The sequence below is a fragment of the Neoroseomonas lacus genome, assembly GCF_014644535.1.
Classification (GTDB): domain Bacteria; phylum Pseudomonadota; class Alphaproteobacteria; order Acetobacterales; family Acetobacteraceae; genus Neoroseomonas; species Neoroseomonas lacus.
Map to the genome: position 1 here is coordinate 208176 of NZ_BMKW01000006.1, position 19430 is coordinate 227605.

At 68.5% G+C, this 19430-nt stretch carries 12 protein-coding genes; 10 read left to right on the forward strand and 2 right to left on the reverse strand.

The features are described 5' to 3' along the window. Positions 1 to 10 precede the first annotated feature (10 nt). The 4 genes from IEY36_RS13510 to IEY36_RS13525 all read left to right on the forward strand — a co-directional run bounded on the left by IEY36_RS13510 (position 11) and on the right by IEY36_RS13525 (position 3967). Positions 11 to 610, forward strand: a complete 600-nt coding sequence (locus IEY36_RS13510) for a cupin domain-containing protein (RefSeq protein WP_188967600.1) — start codon at positions 11 to 13, stop codon at positions 608 to 610. Positions 611 to 725: 115 nt separating this feature from the next. Continuing rightward, on the forward strand, positions 726 to 1499 hold the full coding sequence (locus IEY36_RS13515; RefSeq protein WP_188967601.1) for an SDR family NAD(P)-dependent oxidoreductase: 774 nt from the start codon (positions 726 to 728) through the stop codon (positions 1497 to 1499). Between the two features lie 31 nt (positions 1500 to 1530). Beyond that, positions 1531 to 2352 carry a polysaccharide deacetylase family protein gene (locus IEY36_RS13520; protein WP_188967602.1) on the forward strand — a complete coding sequence of 274 codons (822 nt, stop codon included), beginning with the start codon at positions 1531 to 1533 and terminating at the stop codon, positions 2350 to 2352. Between the two features lie 25 nt (positions 2353 to 2377). Continuing rightward, positions 2378 to 3967 carry an ABC transporter substrate-binding protein gene (locus IEY36_RS13525; RefSeq protein ID WP_188967603.1) on the forward strand — a complete coding sequence of 530 codons (1590 nt, stop codon included), beginning with the start codon at positions 2378 to 2380 and terminating at the stop codon, positions 3965 to 3967. A 115-nt stretch (positions 3968 to 4082) separates the two neighbouring features. On the opposite strand, the gene IEY36_RS13530 is transcribed toward IEY36_RS13525, so the two are convergent. Further along, on the reverse strand, positions 4083 to 5771 hold the full coding sequence (locus IEY36_RS13530; RefSeq protein WP_188967604.1) for a dihydroxyacetone kinase family protein: 1689 nt from the start codon (positions 5769 to 5771) through the stop codon (positions 4083 to 4085). Positions 5772 to 5983: 212 nt separating this feature from the next. On the opposite strand from IEY36_RS13530, the gene IEY36_RS13535 reads away from it, so the two are divergent. From IEY36_RS13535 to IEY36_RS13560, 6 genes are all read left to right on the forward strand, one after another. Beyond that, on the forward strand, positions 5984 to 6217 hold the full coding sequence (locus IEY36_RS13535) for a peptidase associated/transthyretin-like domain-containing protein (RefSeq protein ID WP_188967605.1): 234 nt from the start codon (positions 5984 to 5986) through the stop codon (positions 6215 to 6217). A 499-nt stretch (positions 6218 to 6716) separates the two neighbouring features. Beyond that, positions 6717 to 8108, forward strand: a complete 1392-nt coding sequence (locus IEY36_RS13540; protein ID WP_188967606.1) for an efflux transporter outer membrane subunit — start codon at positions 6717 to 6719, stop codon at positions 8106 to 8108. After that, positions 8105 to 9457 (forward strand): efflux RND transporter periplasmic adaptor subunit, encoded by a 1353-nt coding sequence (locus IEY36_RS13545; RefSeq protein WP_188967607.1) that lies wholly within the window; start codon positions 8105 to 8107, stop codon positions 9455 to 9457. The genes IEY36_RS13540 and IEY36_RS13545 overlap by 4 nt, the downstream gene beginning before the upstream one ends. Continuing rightward, positions 9454 to 12588, forward strand: coding sequence for an efflux RND transporter permease subunit (locus IEY36_RS13550; protein ID WP_188967608.1), 3135 nt, complete (start codon positions 9454 to 9456; stop codon positions 12586 to 12588). Before IEY36_RS13545 ends, IEY36_RS13550 begins: the two co-directional genes overlap by 4 nt. Before the next feature lie 4 nt (positions 12589 to 12592). Beyond that, a complete protein-coding gene (locus tag IEY36_RS13555; protein WP_188967609.1) occupies positions 12593 to 15709 on the forward strand; it encodes an efflux RND transporter permease subunit in 3117 nt (1038 codons plus the stop codon). A gap of 64 nt (positions 15710 to 15773) precedes the next feature. Continuing rightward, entirely contained in the window at positions 15774 to 17147 is a 1374-nt protein-coding gene (locus tag IEY36_RS13560; protein WP_188967610.1) for an LLM class flavin-dependent oxidoreductase, read from the forward strand. On the opposite strand, the gene IEY36_RS13565 is transcribed toward IEY36_RS13560, so the two are convergent. Next, positions 17127 to 19427: a xanthine dehydrogenase family protein molybdopterin-binding subunit gene (locus IEY36_RS13565; RefSeq protein ID WP_229681302.1), complete on the reverse strand. Its 2301-nt coding sequence runs from the start codon at positions 19425 to 19427 to the stop codon at positions 17127 to 17129. The genes IEY36_RS13560 and IEY36_RS13565 overlap by 21 nt on opposite strands. Between the last annotated feature and the right edge of the window lie 3 nt (positions 19428 to 19430).

The window sequence follows — 19430 nt, forward strand, 5'->3', positions numbered from 1 at the left end:
TGATTTTTCAATGAGCGAGTTGGCGCCGACCGATCCAGCCGAGGATTCCGGGCCGTTGGCCCATATGGGCCAACGGCTGCGCGACTTGAGGCGCCGGCGGGCGCTGACGCTGCAGGCGCTGTCCGATGAGAGCGGCGTGTCGATCGGTATGCTCAGCCAGATGGAGCGTGGTGTCTCGACGCCATCCATCCGCACGCTGCAGCGCGTGGCCGAGGCACTGAAGGTGCCGATCAATTGGTTCTTTTCCGACGGCACGTCGCCCACGGGCGCACCGCCCTGGGTCCTGCGCCGCGCGCATCGCCGCACCCTGTCGCTCGGTACCAATGGCGTGACGAAGGAACTGCTCGCTCCGGCGGGCGATGGGGCGATCGAGTTGCTCTACGTCACCATCGAACCCGGCGGCTCGTCGGGGCCGTCGCCCTATAGTCATGTCGGCGAGGATGCGGGCATGGTGATCGAAGGCAGCATGAGGCTCGAGGTCAATGGCGAGACGTGCCTGCTCGGTGCGGGCGACGCCTTTCGCTTCAAGAGCACGCTGCCGCATCGCTTCGAGAACCCGGGCGAGGCGCGCGCAGTCGTGTTGTGGGCCGTGACGCCGCCCTTCTACTGACGAGGGAGTCTGCTTTGACAGCGCTCCGGAACGCGCCGTACCGTCCTGGAGCGGCCTTGGCGCAAGAGCGAGGCGTTCACGGAGGACTGCCGGAAGATTGTCGGGAGGCAAGGCCATGTCTACTCGGATGGACGATCGATCGCAATTCGCCGGGCGCGTCGGCCTTGTGACCGGTGCTGCATCGGGCCTGGGCCGCAGCGTTGCGGTGGCGCTTGCCGACGCCGGCGCGCGTCTCGTCCTTTTCGATCGTGATGCTGACGGATTGCACGCGACGGCGACGCAGTGTCCGGGGTCTGTCGCCGTCGCCGGGGACGTCTCGCAGGGCAGTGACATGGCACGCGCGGCGGAGGCGCTTGATGCGCTCGGGCCGGTTTCCCTGCTGGTCACGGCCGCCGGCATTCTCGGGCCGACGGCGCCCCTGGCCGATGTCACCGAACAGGCGTGGGACCGGCTGTTCGCCGTCAACGTCAAGGGAAGCTGGTTGGCGCTGAAGCACGTCCTGCCGCGCATGATTGCGGCAGGTGGGGGCTCCGTGGTGACGCTGGCGTCGGGAGCGGGACTTGCCGGCAATGCCACCTTTCCCGCCTATTCCGCCAGCAAGGGAGCCGTGGTGTTGATGACGCGCAGCGTCGCCGCCAGCCATACCGCGCAGGGCATCCGGGCCAACACCGTCTGTCCCGGGCCGATCGAGACGCCGATGCTGCGCGAGACCTTTGCTGCCGCCGGCGAGGGTGCCGCGGAGCGCGAGGTCATCTTCCGCACGCGCAATCCGATGGGCCGCTTCGGCACGCCCGACGAAGTCACTGCCGCGGTGCTGTTCCTGCTCAGCGATGCGGCATCCTACATCAACGGCGTCGCGCTGCCCGTGGATGGCGGGCGCCTCGCATGACACTTCCGCCGCCTGCGAAGGGGACCCATGAATGACCGGATCAAGCGTGAACTGGCCCGGCGGTGCGCGCATCGCCGTCACCCTGACCTTCGACTTCGACGCCGAGACGCTGTGGCTGTCGCGCGATCCGGCGAATGCGCAGCGCCCGGGCACGCTTAGCCAGGGCGTCTATGGCGCACGGATCGGCGTGCCGAAGATCCTCGAGACCCTGAAGGAAGCCGGCGTGCCGGCCACGTTCTTCATCCCCGGATGGACCGTTGAGAACCATGCCGATCGGGCGGAGATGGTGCTCAAGGCCGGTCATGAGATCGGCCACCATTCCTACTCCCATGCCTGGATCGACCCCGCCTTTCCGGAGCAGGAGGTGGAGGAGATGGAGCGCGGTCTCGACGCGCTGAAGCGCGTGCTGGGCGTGGTGCCGAAGGGCTACCGTTCGCCGGCCGGCGAGACCAGCGACAACACCATCCGGCTGCTGGCCAAGCACGGCTTCCTCTACGACAGCTCGATGATGGCGGAGATCAATCCGTATCGCATCACGGCGCCGGACGGCTCCTCGATCATCGAACTGCCCTGGCATTGGAGCCTCGACGACGCGCCGTTCCTGCTCTTCTCGATCAAGACGCCGCGGCCGATCTTCACCAACAGCCACATCCGCGAGGTCTGGCAGGACGAGTTCCGCGAGATCCATCGCTGGGGCGGGTACTACAACCTGGTGATGCATCCGCAGTTCACCGGACGTCCGAGCCGCATCGCCCTGCTGCGCGAGATGATCGCCTTCATGCGTGGCTTCGAGGGTGTGTGGTTCGCCACCTGCAGCCAGGTCGCCGAGGCCTGGGCCACGTCGCAGTCCTGACCGATCCAGAAGGAGAGCACCGCCGATGCTGACCCGCAGACAAGGCCTCGCCGCCGCCGGCGCCGCGATGGCGCTGCCCCGGCTCGCCCTCGCGCAGTCGCGTGAGCGGCCGTTCCGCTTCGTGGTCAATGTGGGGCTGCAGAATCTCGATCCGATCAGCAGCCCTTCCTTCATCACGCGCAACTTCGCCTATCTGGTCTTCGACACGCTGGTCTCGATGGACAGCCGCGGCGAGTACCGACCGCAGATGCTGCAAGGATGGGAGACCAGCGCCGACGGCCTGACCTGGACATTCCGGTTGAGGCCAGGTCTTGCGTTCCACGACGGGGCGCCGGTCACCGCCGAGGATGTGGTGGCCTCGCTGCGCCGCTGGGGCAACCGCGATTCCATCGGCCGGCGCCTGATGGCCGCGACGGCCGAATTGACGACGTCTGGCACCGATGGCTTCGTCCTGAAGCTGTCGCGCCCGTATGGCGGCGTCATCGACGCCTTGGGCAAGCCATCGGTCCATGTTCCCTTCATCATGCCGGCACGCATCGCGTCGGCAACGCCGCCGGCGCAGCAGGTGCGCGAGATCGTCGGCTCCGGCCCCTTCGTCTTCCTGCGCGACGAATGGCTGCCGGGGGACCGCACGTTCTTTCGCCGCAACCAGCATTACGTGCCGCGCGACGAACCGGCCGATGGGCTCGCCGGCGGCAAGGTGGCGAAGGTCGATCGCGTCGAGATGATCACGATGCCCGACATCGCGCTGCGCGCCGCATCGTTGCAGCAGGGCGAAGTGGACTATCTGGAATATGCGCCGGTCGACAACCTGCCGCGCATGCGCGGCGACCGAAACATCGTCATCTCGCAGGCAAGTGGCCGGGCGGAGATGATGTACGCCGTTAGCATCAACCATGACCTGCCGCCCTTCAACAATGTGTTGATGCGTCGTGCCTTGCAGCAATGCCTTGACCGCAACGAGATCCTGGCCGGTACCGGCTTCGGCGAACTCGGCCGGCCCGATTGCACGGCGATGTTCATGTGCGGCACGACCTACACGAGCGAACTTGGCAGCGACGCGATCAAGCAGCCGAGCCTCGATCGGGCGAAAGCGCTGCTGCGGGAGGCCGGTTACAACAACGAGCGTGTCGTGCTGATGCATCCGCTCGATTCGGCGCTGCTGAACCCCTTCGGCCTGGTGTTGATCGACCGCATGAAGCGGGCGGGGTTCAATCTGGATATTCAGGGTTCGGACTGGTCCTCGATCGCGCAGCGCTGGGTGCAGCGCCAGCCGCTCGACCGCGGCGGCTGGAACGTGGTTCCCGTTGTCTACACCGGCTTCGACATGGCCGATCCGCTGTCGAATCTCGGCGTCGGCTTCAACTGCACCGGCAACCAGCCCTGGGGCTACTGCGAAGCGGAGATGACGCCGGTCATCGAACGCTTCGAGGCGGAAGGCGATCCCGCCAAGCGGCGCGAGCTCGCGGCGCAGCTGAATCGGCTGGCCATCGAGCGCGCGACCTTCCCGATTGCCGGACAGTTCCGGGCACCGGCCGCCTGGCGCAAGGAATTGCGTGGCGTGATCGACTTCGGCTTCCCGGTTGTCTGGAACATCGAGCGGGGTGGGAACTGACCCGGCACCCGCCTCCACGACGGCGGCCGAACCGCGCGGCTCGTGATCGGTAGCGCACGGTGCTGCAATTCGGGCCAGTCCATGCCCGGCGCCGCTCCGGCGGCGCCGGGGCGGTTCATCCAGCGCCAGCCAGTGCCCGCATCCAGACGACGACGGCGCTTGCCCCGGCATCAGCAGCACCGAGCGCGCGGTCGCCGAGATAGGCCGCCCGGCCCAGGCGCGGTCGCATGGAGGCCGTTGCCAAGCAGCCCTGCTCCGCGGCGAGTGACGCGCCGCGCCAAGCCTCCGCCAGGGGCACGCCTTGCCGGACCTGCTCGGCCAGCGTCTGCGCGGCGGGTGCGAGCGCATCGAGCATGGTGCGGTCGCCCGGCTTGGCGCCGCCCAACGCGCCGATCGATGCCACGGCGTCGGTGAAGGCCCTCGCCCAGTCCTCCGCACCGGGCGCCTCAGCGTCCAGGTGTCGCGCCGCGCGAATCAACGCCGTTGCGTAGAATGGCCCGGAGCTGCCGGCGATCGCGCGGCGCAGCGCATGGCCCATCGCCGCAAGCGCGATGGCCGGCGTGTCCCAGGCGTCATCTGGCAGGCTGCGGATCGCGGCGGCGCCGCGCGCCATGCTGATCCCCAGATCCCCGTCGCCTGCGCGGCTGTCCAATGCGGTCAGTTCATCCTGCGCCGCATCGAGCGCATCGGCCACGAGATGCGCCGCCCCACGCAGTTGCGCCGGGAGCGGCCCTGCTCCGCGGCCGCGCCGAACCGTTGCGGGCTCACTCGGCGCGGGCAGCGGCAGGCGCGAGCCGACCTGCCCGCGACCAGGCCAGGCGGATGCTCCGGTCGGGGCGTCCAGTCGCGCCAGCATGGCGTCGTTGACGCGCAACAGTGTCAGCGAGCAGCCTGGCATCTCGAGCGCGGTCATGAAGTTCCCGCACCAAGCGCGTTCGATCCGGATCTCCCGCTCACGCAGGACATCCATGGCGCGACGGCTGACGATGGCAAGTTCCATCGGTGGCGTCCCGCCCAACCCGTTCACGAGGAGGGCGACACGGTCGCCCGGCGCGCCGGACAGATCGTCGAGCACCGTCGCGAGGATGCTGTCCACGATGGCATCGGCCGGCTGCAGGGAAAGGCGCCGAACGCCTTGCTCGCCATGGATGCCGAGGCCGAGCTCCATCTCGTCATCGCCAATGGAAAATCCGGGCCGGCCGGCGGCGGGCACCGTGCAGGCGCCCAGTGCAACGCCCATCGATGCCAGGCCGGCGCCGACACGCGTGGCTTCGTCGACAACGGCATCAAGCGGCAAGCCGGCAGCGGCGGCCGCGCCGGCGACCTTGTGGACGAGCACCGTGCCGGCAATGCCCCGCCGATGGCCACGTTCCACCGTGTCGCGCAAGGCGGCGTCATCGGCGACGATCACCATGCGGGTCGGGATTCCCGCGGCCGTTGCCATCTCGGCGGCCAGGCCGAAATTCAGCCGGTCGCCAGTGTAGTTCTTGACCACCAGCACGGCGCCGCGCGGCCCCGCCGTGGCGTGTATCGCCGCCAGCACCGCATCGACGCTGGGTGAAGTGAACACGTCGCCCGCCACGGCGGCCGCGAGCATGCCGTCCCCGACATAGCCGGCATGGGCCGGCTCGTGCCCGCTGCCGCCACCGGAGATGACGGCGACGGGACGCTCCGCCGGCGGCGCGATGGGCAGCCTGACCACTACATCCTCGCGATCCAGCAGGGCCAGTGCCGGGTTCAGCTCGACCAAGCCCTCCAGCATCTGACGGACGACGGCACGAGGGTCGTTGACGAGCTTCTTCATGGGCGTCCTCCGGTCCGTTGCGCGATGGCCAGCGGCAGGCCAATGAAGGCGAATTCCGCCTTGGAGGGAAGTCCAACGCTGGCGTCGAGCGTGCCATCCCGTTCGCGCGGTCCCGGGGCGGCAGGATGGCTGGCGGCACGAGCACGACGTAGTGATGCAGCGCGGGTTGCGGTGGAAGGCTTCTCACTGCCGTCGTGGCGCGAGCTCCATGGATGGGCGGGCTGTCGGCGCTGATCGGTATCGGCGGGACCGCCACGCCGAAACACGGCGAATTCAAGCTGTTCCGAGACCTGCTCGGCGTTTCGGTGCTGGTGGACATGGTGAACCTGCCGGCGGGCGTGACAAACGGATCGCGCCCCGGTCCCTACCAGCGGGGCCATCCGCCTGACCGGGCCGGCGTCACGGCCCGGATGGGCTCGTCCGGCGCTCGGGCCGTAGCGCCATGATGCAGCGAAAGCCCGGGCCGAGGTACGGCGTGCTGCCGAGTTCGACGAGCCGGCCGCTCTGCGTGAACTGGCTGTGGGTGATGCGCAGCGTGGGCGCGCTGCGTCTGGCGACGACCGGGCGCCGTCCACCGATACCGCAGTGACCCGAGCGGTTGGCCATTCTTCGCACTCACGCACAATCCGGTGAGTCGCAGCCGGTGCTGGTCGGCGCCTGCGACCAGAGTCGCACCTCGGCGCCACTTGGCACGACCGATGCGGATCGCATCATGCGGAAGACGGCGACGAAATTGCAGTGCGCATGCCCGGCGTCCGCCCCCGTCGCGAGCGCTCTGTCTGAAACCGCCCGTTGCCATTCGAAACTGGCGGTATGGCCTTCCCGGGGCCACATAGGAGCCAAGGGGAGTGCCCATGGTTATATCACCGCTTGATGTCTCGCTTCGCCAAACCCGTCCCATCAACGCGGCATCTCGGCCGATGCCGCGGTGCGCTTGCCCTGAGCATGGCCCTGTCCGCCTGCGCGCTGCCGATCGAACCGGCTGACCCCGGCTTGCCGGCGCCAGAGCGCTTCGTCAGCGCCGCCATCGCGCCGGCGCCGGCGCCCGACCCGAGCTGGTGGCAGGCCTTCGCCTCGCCCGAGCTGGACCGCATCATGGCGGCGGCGATGGCAGGCAATCTCGACCTCGCCGCAGCAGTGGCACGGTTGCGCCAGGCCGATGAAGCGCTGCGTATCGCTGGCGCCGAGCTGCTGCCGCTGGTCACCGGCGGTGTCTCGGTGGGGCGCGCCCGCGGCACCTCAGCGACGCCCGGGACGCCGGCCAATGCCGGCCGGCAATATGGCGGCTCCCTGCAAGCCAGCTACCAGATCGACTTCTGGGGCGGCTTGCGGGCGCAGGAACAGGCGGCGCGCGACAGTGTCTCGGCCGCAGAATTCGGCATCGGTACAGTCACGCTCAGCACACAGGCGGCGGTCGCGAGCACCTTGTTCGACCTGCTCGGCGCACAGGAGCAACTCGCCAACCAGCAGGACAATCTGCGCATCGCCGAACGCACCCTCGGCATCCTGCGCCAGCGCCTGGCGGTCGGCACGGCGACCGGCCTCGATGTCGCCCAGCAGGAGACCGTGGTTGCCCAGCAGCGGGCCCAGGTCCCGCCGCTGCAACAGATCGTCGAGGCGGATACCTTCGCCCTGGCGACGCTTGCCGGGCTGCGGCCAACGGAGATCGCCGTGGCCGGGCAGCGCCTCGCCAGTATCCGCGTGCCCGACATCGCGCCGGGCTTGCCCTCCGCCGTGCTGGTCCGGCGCCCCGATGTGCGCCTGGCAGAGGCGAATCTCGCCGCCGGCAGCGCCGATGTCACCGCCGCGCGCGCCGCGCTGTTCCCCACCATTTCGCTGACCGCCGAGGGCGGCTTGCAGAGCATCGCGCTGCAGACCCTGCTGCGCCCGGGGGCGACGATCTACAGCATTGCCATCGGCCTCACGCAAACCCTGTTCGACGGCGGCGCGCTGCGTGCCCAGCTGGCGCAGACCCGCGCGCGGCGGGAAGAACTGCTGTCCAATTACCGCAAGGCGATCCTGGCCGCCTTGCAGGATACGGAGACCAGCCTCTCCGCGCTGGCGCGCAACCGCGAGTTGGTCGACCTGCAAATGGCCCGCGTGGAGGCCGCGCAACGCGCCTATACTATCGCTGACGCTCAATTCCGCGTGGGGACGATCGATTTGCTCACGGTTCTCACCACCCAGACGACGCTGTTCAATGCGCGGCTGGTCCTGACGCAGGCGCGCACGGCACGGCTGCAGGCGGCGGCGGCGCTGTTCACCGCGCTTGGCGGCGGCTGGTCGGTGGAGGACCTGCGCGCCGCACAGCGCGCTGCCGCTGGAACCGCGCCATGAATGAGCTGCCGCGCCCGCCGGTGCCCGTGACGCCGACCCGCCTGGAGACGACAGCCACGCCGCGGCGTCGCCGCGTGTGGCGCTGGCTGTTGCTGCTGGCGCTGCTCGGCGGTGGCGGCTGGTATGCCTGGCGACAAGGCTGGCTGCCCTTCCTGCCGCCGCCGCAGCCTGCCGCGACGACGGCGGCGCCTGCCGGGTTCGGGCCGAATGGCGGGCCCCGCGGCCGCATCGCCGTGCCGGTCAGTACCGCAGAGGCGAGCGTGACCGATGTGCCGATCATGCTCGACGCGCTCGGCACGGTGCAGGCCTTCAACACCATCACCATCGTGCCGCAGGTGACCGGCCGCATCACAGAGATCGCCTTCACCGAAGGGCAGGAGGTGAAGGCCGGCGACGTGCTGGTCCGGCTTGATCCACGCGCCTATCAGGCGGCGCTCGACCAGGCGGTGGCGACCAAGGCGCAACGCGAGGCGCAACTCGCCAATGCAAGGCTCGACCTGCAACGCTATGCGACGCTGGTACGCGGGCAGGGCACGTCCCAGCAGACGCTCGACACGCAGCGCGCGGCCGTCGCGCAGCTCGAAGCCCAGGTGCAGTACGACCAGGCGACCATCGACAATGCGCAGGTGCAGCTCGACTACACCGTGATCCGCTCGCCGGTGGATGGCCGCGTCGGGTTGCGCCAGGTCGATATCGGCAATCTGGTGCAGAGCAGTTCGAGCGGCATCGTCACCGTCACGCAGATTCGCCCGATCAGCGTCACCTTTACCCTGCCGCAGCAATCGTTGCCGACGGTGATGCAGGCGATCGGCGCCGGCCCCGTGCAGGTGGAAGCGCGGCTGCCCGACCCGGCGATCCCGCGCGCCGACGGCGTGGCGCCGCCGGCCAATCCGGTGGGCAGCCTGGTGACGCTCGACAACCAGGTGGACCAGGCCACCGGCACCATCCGGCTGAAGGCGACCTTCGCCAATGACGACGAACGGCTGTGGCCCGGCGCCTTCGTCAATATCCGGCTGCAGGTGGCGCTGCTGAGCGACGTCACCGCGATTCCGCTGGTGGCGGTGCAGCGCGGGCCGGAGGGGCCTTACGCCTTCGTCGTGCAGGCGGACAACACTGTGGAGCAGCGGCCGCTCGTGCTTGGCGTCATCGCCGGCACGCAGGCGGTGGTGCAGCGCGGGCTGCGACCTGGCGAGCGCGTGGTGACCTCGGGCGCGCTGCGGCTGACCGCCGGTGCGGCCGTGCAGGTGGCCGAACCGGTGCGCCCACCCGCCGTGACACCGCAGCAGCGGCGGCGCCGCCCGCAGCAGCAGCCGGGTGGTGCTGCGCCGAGCCCGCCACCGCGCCCATGAACATCTCGGCCCCGTTCATCGCGCGGCCGATCGCCACCTCACTATTGGCGATCGCTTTGTTGCTGGCTGGTATCTATGGCTATCTGCGCCTGCCGGTCTCTTCGCTCCCGGAGGTCGATTTCCCGACCATACAGGTGACCACGCAATTGCCCGGCGCCTCGCCCGACACCATCGCGGTGCTGGTGACCGCCTCGTTGGAGCGGCAATTGGCGCAGATTTCGGGTCTCAGCGAGATCGTCTCGGTGAGCGGCCCGGGCGTCAGCCGCATCACGCTGCAATTCAATCTCGGCCGCGACATCGACGACGCCGCGCAGGATGTGCAGTCGGCGATCAACGCGGCGCGCGGCACGCTGCCATCGAGCCTCCCCTACCCGCCGACCTACGCGAAGGTGAACCCGGCCGACCCGCCGATCCTGACACTGGCGCTGACCTCGGACACGCTGCCGGTCGCGCGGCTGTCGGATGCGGTGGACACCTTGCTGGCGCAGCGCCTCGCGCAGGTGGGCGGCGTCGGTCGCGTCGCCGTGCAGGGCAACATGCGCCCGGCGGTGCGGCTGCAGGTCGATCCGCGGCGGCTCGCTTCCTACAATCTAGGGCTGGAGGATGTGCGGACCGCGGTCGTCGCCGCAAATGTCGCCGGGCCGAAAGGCTCGGTGGATGGGCCGCAGCAGGCTTCCGCCGTCATGGCGAATGACCAGCTGACCACGCCGGCCGCCTTCGCCAATCTGATCATCGCCTGGCGCGGCGGGGCGCCGGTCCGGCTCAGCGATGTCGGCACCGCGGTCGAGGGGCTGGAAAACACGCTGACCGGCGCCTGGTACAATGGCCGCCCGGCCGTGCTGGTGGATGTGCAGCGCCAGCCGGGGGCGAATATCGTGGCGACCGTCGCCGCGCTGCGCGCGCAGTTGCAGAGCCTCGAACGCGCCCTGCCGGCCGGCACCCAGCTTTCCATCGTCGCTGACCGCACGGAGATGATCCGCGCTTCGGTCGCGGAAGTGCAGATGACGCTGGTCATCGCCGTGGTGCTGGTGGTGCTGGTGATCTTCCTGTTCCTGCGCACCGCGCGTGCCACCATCGTGCCGGGCGTCGCCCTGCCGCTGTCGATCGTCGGCACCTTCGGGGTGATGGCGCTGCTCGGCTACACCATCGACAACCTCTCGCTGATGGCGCTCGTCATCGCCACCGGTTTCATCGTCGACGATGCCATCGTGATGATCGAGAACGTGGTCCGCCTGGTGGAGAAGGGCCTGCCGCCCCTGCAGGCGGCCTTCGAGGGCGCGCGGCAGATCGGCTTCACCATCGTCTCGCTGACCGTTTCGCTGATCGCGGTGTTCATCCCGCTGCTGTTCATGGAAGGCGTAGTGGGGCGGCTGTTCCGTGAATTCGCCGTCGTGCTGGCGATCTCGGTGCTGGTGTCGATGGTGGTCTCGCTGACGCTGACACCGATGATGTGCGGCTACCTGCTGCGCCCGGCCTCCGAGGAGCGTCCCGGCCTCATCAACCGCACCTTCGAGGCGGCGTTCGAGGCCCTGCGCCGAGCCTATGCGCGCAGCCTGGGCTGGGCGCTGCGGCGGGAGGGGCTGATGCTCGTCATCGCGACGCTGACGTTGGGCGGGACGGTGTGGCTCTACATCGCCATGCCGAAGGGATTCCTGCCCTTGCAGGACACCGGCATCATCGCCATCACCACCGAGGCGCCGCAGGACGTCTCCTTCCAGCGCATGTCCGCCTTGCAGCGCGGCCTCGCCGAGATTGTCGGGCGCGACCCGGCTGTCGCCGCGGTGACCTCGGTCGTCGGCGCCGGCACCATCAACCAGGCGCAGAATGCCGGACGCTTGACCGTGGTGCTGCGTCCGCGTGGTGAACGACAGGACGACACGCAGGCCGTGCTCGACAGGCTGGCGCCACAACTCGCCACGCTGCCAGGCCTCGTCGCCTACCCACAGCCGGTGCAGGACATCCAGATCGGCACCCGCGCCTCCAGCACGCAATACCAATACACGGTGATGGATTCTTCGACGACCGAGCTCGCCACCTGGGCGCCGCGACTGCTCGACGCGCTGCGCGCCCTGCCGGAACTGCGCGACGTCGGGACCGACCAGCGAGAGGACGGGCTGCGCCTGGCGCTCGATATCGACCGCGGTCGCGCCGCGCGGCTCGGCGTGACGATGCAGTCGATCGATGACGCGTTGTACAGCGCCTTCGGCCAACGCCAGATCAGCACCATCTACGGGCAATCCAACCAGTATCGCGTCGTGCTGGAGATCGACCCGGCCATCGCCAATGACCCTGCCGCGATCGGCCAGCTGCGCGTGCCGGGCAGCACCGCCGTCACCACCAATGGCACCACGACCACCACCAGCGCCCAAGTGCCGCTGGCCGAGCTCGCCACCATCACCCGCGTGCCCGGGCCGCTGACCGTGACGCGGCAAGACCAGTTCCCGGCGGTGACGCTCAGCTTCAACCTCGCCCCTGGCGTCGCGCTGGGCGAGGCCGTCGCCGCGATCGCCCGCGCCCAACAGCAACTCGGCTTGCCCGAGACGATCGTCGGCAGCTATGGCGGCGATGCGGCGGAATTCATGCGCTCGCTAGCCGGCCAGGGATGGCTGATCCTCGCCGCCATCATCGTCATCTACATCGTGCTCGGTGTGCTCTACGAGAGCGTGATCCACCCGATCACCATCCTCTCGACGCTGCCATCGGCGGGCATCGGCGCGCTGCTCGCGCTCGAGATGTTCGGGCTCGACCTCAACGTGGTCGGGCTGATCGGCATCGTGCTGTTGATGGGCATCGTTAAGAAGAACGCCATCATGATGATCGACTTTGCCATCGAGGCGCAGCGCGAACACGGCATGACGCCGCGCGAGGCGATCACCGAAGCCTCCATCCTGCGCTTCCGCCCGATTATGATGACGACGATGGCCGCATTGCTCGGCGCCGTGCCGCTGGTGATCGGCCGTGGCGCCGGCAGCGAGCTGCGCTTGCCGCTCGGCATTTCGGTGATCGGCGGACTGCTGCTCAGCCAAGTCATCACGCTCTACACCACGCCAGTCATCTACCTGGCGATGGAGGACCTGCGCGCCCGCGTGGCGGCGCTGGTGCACCGACCGCGCGCGCAGCCGGCCGAATAGCGGCATGGCGATCTCCGCCCCCTTCATCGCGCGGCCGATCGGTACGTCGCTTCTCGCCATCGGCCTCGCCTTGGCGGGGTTCGTTGCCTATTTCAACCTGCCGGTCGCGCCGTTGCCGAAGGTCGATTTCCCGACCATTGCCGTCAGCGCCAGCCAGCCCGGTGCCGACCCGATCATCATGGCGGCCTCCGTCGCCGCACCGTTGGAGCGCCGGCTCGGCGAGATCCCGGGTGTCACGGAACTCACCTCCCGATCGAGCCTCGGCTCCTCCACCATCATCGTGCAGTTCGACCTGTCGCGATCCATCGCCTCGGCGGCGCGGGACGTGCAGGCGGCGATCAATGCGGCGGGGCCGGACTTGCCCGCCGGGCTGACCTCGCCACCCTCCTTCCGCAAATTGAACCCGGCCGATGCGCCGGTGCTGATCCTGGCGTTGACCTCGAACACCGTGTCGCCAGGGGCAATCTACGACGCCGCCGACAGCATTCTCGGCCCGCGCATCGCCCAGGTCCCCGGCACCGCGCAGGTCAGCCTCTCGGGTGCGGAACAGCCGGCGATCCGCGTCTCGGTGGATCCGGCGGCGGCCAATGCGGCGGGCGTGTCGCTCGACCAGATCCGCAGCGCGATCACCGGCGCCAACGTCACCCAGGCGACCGGCTTCATCGATGGTGCCGAGCAGGCCGCAACGATTTCGGTCAATGACCGTCTGACCACGCCGGAGGAATTCGCCGGCATCATCGTGCGCCGCGCCGGCGACGCGATGGTCCGGCTCGATGGCGTCGCCACGGTGGAACAGGGCCCGCGCGACCGCCGCCAGGCTGGCCTGTACAACGGCCGGCCGGCGGTGATTGTCACGGTGTACAAACAGTCCGACGCCAACGTGTTGGAAGTGGTGGACGGCATCCGTGCCCTGTTGCCCAACTTGCAACGTTGGATGCCCGCCGGCATCGACGTCGCCATCATGCGCGACCGCTCGCAGACCATCCGCGCCAGCGTGAAGGAGGTGGAGCACGCGCTGCTCATCAGCATCGCGCTGGTCGTGCTGGTCGTCGCCGCCTTCCTGCGGCGGAAATCGGCGATCTTCGCTGCCGGCATTGCGGTGCCGCTGTCGCTGCTCGGCACGCTTGGCTGCATGTGGCTGGCGGGCTTCTCGCTGAACAACTTCACGCTGATGGCCCTGACCATCTCGGTCGGCTTCGTCGTCGATGATGCCATCGTCATGATCGAGAACATGGCGCGCTTCACTGAACGCGGCATGAAGCCGATGCAAGCAGCACTCGAAGGCGCGAGGCAGATCGGCTTCACCGTGGTCTCGATCAGCCTGTCATTGATCGCGGTGTTCATTCCGCTGCTGTTCATGGGCGGGATCGTCGGGCGGATGTTTCGCGAATTCGCGGCGACGCTGTCGATCGCCGTCGCTATTTCGGCGCTGATCTCGCTGACCGTGACGCCAATGCTGGCGGCGCATCTGGCCAGCGCCGCGCCGCGCCCACCAGGCTGGTTCGGCCGGCATTTCGAGGCGGCGATGGACCGCCTGGTCGGGAGCTACATGCGTAGCCTCGCCGTCGCCCTGCGTTGGCGGCGCTCGATGCTGGCGCTCACTGTCGGTCTCGTCGCGCTGACGGTCTGGCTCTACACCGTCGTGCCACGCGGATTCTTTCCCGACCAGGATAGCGGCCTGATCTTCGGCTTCGTCCAGGCACAGCCCGACACCTCCTTCCAGCAAATGACCGTCTACCAGCAGCGCGTGATGGATGTGATCCGCGCCGATCCGGCGGTGGAGAATGTCTCGGCCGCGGTCGGTGGCGGTGGCTTCTTTGGCTCCGGCGCATCGGTGCGCCTGCAACTGACGCTGGTGCCGCAGAACCAGCGGCCGGGAGTGAAGGCGAATGACGTCATCAACCGGCTGCGCCGGCCACTGGCGACGGTAACGGGTGTGCAGACCTTCATGCGGCCGGTCTCCGACATCATCGTCGGTGGACGCCAAGGCAATGCGTCCTATCAGTACGTCCTGCTGACACCGGACATCGACGAGCTGTTCACTTGGAGCGAAGCGCTGGTCCGCCAACTACGCACGGTCCCGCAGGTCGAAGACGTGTCGAGCGATCAGCAGCGCACTGGCCTCGTCGCGCGCCTGTTGATCGACCGCGAGGCGGCGGCGCGGCTCGGCATCTCGGTGCAGGCACTCGATGCGACGCTGAACAACGCCTTCGCGCAGCGGCAGGTCTCGACCATCTATCGCACGCGCAACCAGTATCGCGTGGTGCTGGAGATCGACCCGCTGTTGACCGAAGCACCGGAGAACCTGGACCGGATCTTCCTGCCCGGCCGCAGCGGGCCCGTGCCGCTGGGCGCCGTAGCCAGGCTCGAACGCGGCATCTCGCCCAGCACCATCACGCATCAGGGGATGTTCCCGGCGGCGACCATCACCTTCAACCTGGCCGATGGCGTCTCGCTCGGCGAGGCCGCCGCGGTGATTGAGCAGGCCGCGCTTGCCATCCAGATGCCGGCCTCGATCCGCGGTGAATTCGCCGGCAATGCGCGCGCCTTCCAGAGCTTCCAATCCGGCCTGCCGCTGCTGATACTGGCCGCCGTCATCGCAATCTACATCGTGCTCGGCGTGCTCTACGAAAGCCTGATCCATCCACTGACGATCATCTCTACATTGCCGACGGCAGGCATCGGCGCCCTGCTGGCGCTGCTGGCGACCGGCCTCTCCTTCACGGTGATCGCGCTGATCGGCGTCATCCTGCTGATGGGCATCGTCAAGAAGAACGCCATCATGATGGTGGACTTCGCTCTGGAACATGAACGCGCCGGGGGCGAGGGCGGCATGCAGGCGATCCTCGAAGCCTGTCGCGAGCGATTCCGACCGATCCTGATGACCACGCTGGCGGCATTGTTCGGCGCCATTCCGCTGGCCCTGGCAACAGGTCCCGGTGCCGAACTCCGCTCGCCGCTCGGCATCACGATCATCGGCGGGATGATGCTGTCGCAGGTGCTGACGCTCTACACGACGCCGGTGGTCTACCTGGCCCTGGAGCGTCTGGCGACCGCTCGCCGCGGGCCCCTGCGCCAGCTCGAGCTTGGCCCGGCGGGAGCGCCGCACGCGCCGTCCTAAGACCAGCCACTGGCGCCGGGCAGGGCTTCATGCTGACCTTGTCTATGCGAATAGGAGAGACGTGATGACGGACCGCAAGATCGCCCTTGCATTGCTGGTGCATGCGACCGGCTATCATGGCGCCTCCTGGCTGCACCCCAGCACAGACCCGGCTTCCTCGACCAGCATCGAGTGGTATCGGGACACGGCGCTGCTGGCCGAACGCGGATTGTTCGACCTGTTCTTCATCGCCGACACGCCTGCGGCGCGGACAACGCAGTTGGAAGCCTATAGCCGCTTCCCGATGTTCATGAATGTGTTCGAGCCGATCACCCTGCTCTCGACCCTGGCCGGGCTGACCACGCGCATCGGCCTCGGCGGCACGGCGAGCACGAGCTTTTCCGAACCCTACAACATCGCCCGGCAATTCGCCTCGCTCGACCATCTCAGCCACGGTCGGGCGGCATGGAACGTGGTGACGTCGGCGAATGATTTCGCCGCGCGCAATTTCGGCCAGGACCGGCTCGCCGCGCATGGCGACCGCTACGAACGCGCGCGGGAATTCATCGAGGTGGTGCAGAAGCTCTGGGACACATGGGAAGACGATGCCTGGATCCGCGACCGCGCGCGCGGCCAGATCTTCGACCCGACGAAGCAGCACCCGGTCGATCACGACGGCAAGCACTTCAAGGTTCATGGTGCGCTGAACATCGAGCGCACGCCGCAGGGCCAGCCGGTGATTATCCAGGCCGGTGCCTCGGATACCGGGCGCGAACTCGCCGCCGAGACCGCGGAGGTGGTCTTCGCCTCCGACAGCACGATCGAGAGCGCGCGTCGCTCCTATGCCGATCTGAAGGGCCGCATGCCGCGCCATGGCCGCGATCCCGACAGCCTGAAGGTGCTGGCGGGCAAGCCCACCATCCTCGCCGACAGCGCGCAGGAAGCCGAGGACATGTATCAGACGCTGCAGGAGATGATCCACCCGATCGTCGGCAAGATGCGCCTCGGTATGGACCTCGAAACCGACCTTTCCGACCTGTCGATCGACGAGCCGATCCCCGAGGATCGCATCCCGAGGAATGCCAATCTCCACAAGGCCTATTTCGACCATATCGTCGGCATGATCCGCGAGGGCCTGACGCTGCGGCAGCTCTATCTGCGCTATGAGCGCGGCCACAAGACCTTCCGCGGCACGCCAGCGCAGATGGCCGACCATCTGGAGGAATGGTTCACCGAGGAGGCCTGCGACGGCTTCATGATGACCTTCAGCCTGATGCCCGGTGGCCTCGCCGCTTTCGTTGACGGTGTGGTGCCGCTGCTGCAGCAGCGCGGCCTGTTCCGCAGCGCCTACCAGGGCACCACGCTGCGCGAGCATCTCGGTCTGCGGCGCCCGCCGAACCGCCACGTCTCAACGGCAGGCGGGGCCTTGGCGGCGGCGTCAAGCGCCGGCGTCGCGTAGCGCCTGCCATATCTTCGCCGGCGTCGCGGGCATGTCGATCGCCGCGATGCCGAACGGCGCGAGCGCGTCGAGCACCGCGTTCATCACCGTCTGTGGCGCACCGATGCACCCGGCCTGCCCTGAACCCTTTACGCCGAGACGGTTCGACGCCGTCGGCACCTCGATGCAGGTGACCTCGAGCGGCGGCAGATCCTCCGCGCGTGGCAGGCAGTAATCCATCAGCGATGCCGTCAACATCTGTCCGGAGGCGGCGTCATAGGCCACCTCCTCGAACAATGCCTGACCGATGCCCTGGGCGAGCCCGCCCTGCACCTGGCCGATCGTCAGCATCGGGTTGATTAGCCGACCGTAATCGTCGATCGCCACATAGCGTTCGAGCCGCACCACGCCGGTGTCCGGGTCGATCTCGACTTCGGCGACCTGGCAACCATTGGGGAAGGTGACGAGGTCAAGATCGCTGTCCACCTCGGCATCGATCGAGGCGCCGGCGTCACGCGCCGCCTGGGCCAGCTCGATCAACCCGATGCCACGGCCCGCCGCATCGTCGACGACGTTGAAGCGACCATCAGCGAAGTCGAGTGACGCCTCCGCGCATTGCAGCAACTGCGCCGCGAGGGAGCGGCCCTTCGCCAGCACCGCGTCCATGGCGCGAACCAGCGCCTCGCCGCCCATATGCAGCGACCGGGCGCCACCATGCCCGTTGCCGCGCGCGACATGCCGCGTATCGGCCTGCACCAGGCGGAAATGCTCCACCGGCAGGCCGAGGCGATCCGCGGCGATCTGCGGGAAACTCGTCTCGTGCCCCTGGCCGTTGGATTGCGTGCCGATGGCGAGCGCGACGCGACCGTCCGCCTCGAAGCGCACCGCCGCCCATTCGCCAGGCGCGCCGCGCGACGTCTCGAGGAAGCAGGCAACACCCATGCCGCGCAGCTTGCCGCTCCGCTGCGCCGCGGCACGCCGTGTGGCGAAGCCGGCCGCGTCCGCCGCCGCCATCGCGCGGTCGAGATTGGCCGTGAAGCCGCCGCAATCGATCGTCATCCCCATGGCCGTCCGATGCGGGAAGTCGGCGATCAGGTTGCGCCGGCGCAACTCGGTCGCCGCGATGCCGGTGCGCTGCGCGGCAAGGTCGATCAGCCGTTCGATGACGTAGTTTGCTTCAGGCTTCCCGGCGCCGCGATAGGCATCGATCGGCACCGTGTTGGTGAAGGCGCCGCGCACATCCATGTGGATCGCGGGAATGTCGTACAAGCCGCCCATCGCAGTGCCCGGTGCATTGGTGGAACTTCCCGGCCCGCTGGTCGACAGGTAGGCACCGAGATTCGCCACGGTCTCAACCCGCAGGCCGAGGAATCGGCCCTCGGCGTTGAGCGCGATCCGTGCCCGCGTGCGATTGTCGCGGCCCTGCGCGGTGGAGAGAAAATCCTCCATCCGTTCCGACACCCAGCGCACCGGACGGCCAAGCCGGCGCGCCGCGAACAGCAGCAACACATATTCCGGGAATAGAAAATTCTTGGCGCCGAAGCCGCCGCCGACATCGGGCGCGACCACCTGTACCTTATCGCGCGGCAGGTGGAAGACGTCATTGGCAAGCTGATCGCGGATCGAATGCACGCCCTGGCCGCTGACCTCCAGCAGGAAGCCGCCGGTCGTCGCATCGAAGCTGCCAATCGCCGTGCGCGTCTCCATCGGTGCCGCGGTAACGCGGTTGTTCACCAGATCCAGTTCGACGATGGTCGTGGCATCCGCGAAGGCGGTGTCCACCGCCGCGGCGTCGCCCTTGTGGAAGCGGAAGGCGAGGTTGCCCGGCGCCTCGGGCCAGAGCTGAGGCGCATCGGCACCGAGCGCCGCCGCGCCATCCGTCACGGCGGGCAACGTGTCGTAGTCGACGACGATCGCTTCGACTGCGTCGCGCGCCTGGTTCGGCGTCTCGGCGACGACGAAGGAGACCGGGTCGCCGACATGGCGGACGATGCCGTCGGCCAGCGCCGGCCTCGCCGGGATGATGAGCGGCGCGACCGTCGCCACCTTGGCGATGCAGGGCAGCGGACCGATACCGTCGGCCAGGAGGTCCGCCACAGTATAGATCGCCCGCACGCCGGGCATCGTGGCGGCGGCTGTCGTGTCGATCGCGACGATCCGCGCATGGGCGTGCGGCGAGCGCAGCACGATGGCATGCAGTGCGCCCGCCACGACGATGTCATCCACGAAGCGCCCAGCGCCGCGCAGGAAGCGGTCATCCTCGATCCGGCGGCGGGATGTGCCGGTTTCTGCGTTCTGCATCGT

Excerpts from the sequence above, each read along its gene's own strand:
- IEY36_RS13515 (WP_188967601.1), top strand. The coding sequence starts at position 726 with ATGTCTACTCGGATGGACGATCGATCGCAATTCGCCGGGCGCGTCGGC.
- IEY36_RS13535 (WP_188967605.1), top strand. The coding sequence starts at position 5,984 with ATGGGCGGGCTGTCGGCGCTGATCGGTATCGGCGGGACCGCCACGCCG.
- IEY36_RS13550 (WP_188967608.1), top strand. The coding sequence starts at position 9,454 with ATGAACATCTCGGCCCCGTTCATCGCGCGGCCGATCGCCACCTCACTA.
- IEY36_RS13510 (WP_188967600.1), top strand. The coding sequence starts at position 11 with ATGAGCGAGTTGGCGCCGACCGATCCAGCCGAGGATTCCGGGCCGTTG.
- IEY36_RS13520 (WP_188967602.1), top strand. The coding sequence starts at position 1,531 with ATGACCGGATCAAGCGTGAACTGGCCCGGCGGTGCGCGCATCGCCGTC.
- IEY36_RS13545 (WP_188967607.1), top strand. The coding sequence starts at position 8,105 with ATGAATGAGCTGCCGCGCCCGCCGGTGCCCGTGACGCCGACCCGCCTG.
- IEY36_RS13530 (WP_188967604.1), bottom strand. The coding sequence starts at position 5,771 with ATGAAGAAGCTCGTCAACGACCCTCGTGCCGTCGTCCGTCAGATGCTG.
- IEY36_RS13540 (WP_188967606.1), top strand. The coding sequence starts at position 6,717 with ATGGCCCTGTCCGCCTGCGCGCTGCCGATCGAACCGGCTGACCCCGGC.
- IEY36_RS13555 (WP_188967609.1), top strand. The coding sequence starts at position 12,593 with ATGGCGATCTCCGCCCCCTTCATCGCGCGGCCGATCGGTACGTCGCTT.
- IEY36_RS13560 (WP_188967610.1), top strand. The coding sequence starts at position 15,774 with ATGACGGACCGCAAGATCGCCCTTGCATTGCTGGTGCATGCGACCGGC.
- IEY36_RS13525 (WP_188967603.1), top strand. The coding sequence starts at position 2,378 with ATGCTGACCCGCAGACAAGGCCTCGCCGCCGCCGGCGCCGCGATGGCG.
- IEY36_RS13565 (WP_229681302.1), bottom strand. The coding sequence starts at position 19,427 with ATGCAGAACGCAGAAACCGGCACATCCCGCCGCCGGATCGAGGATGAC.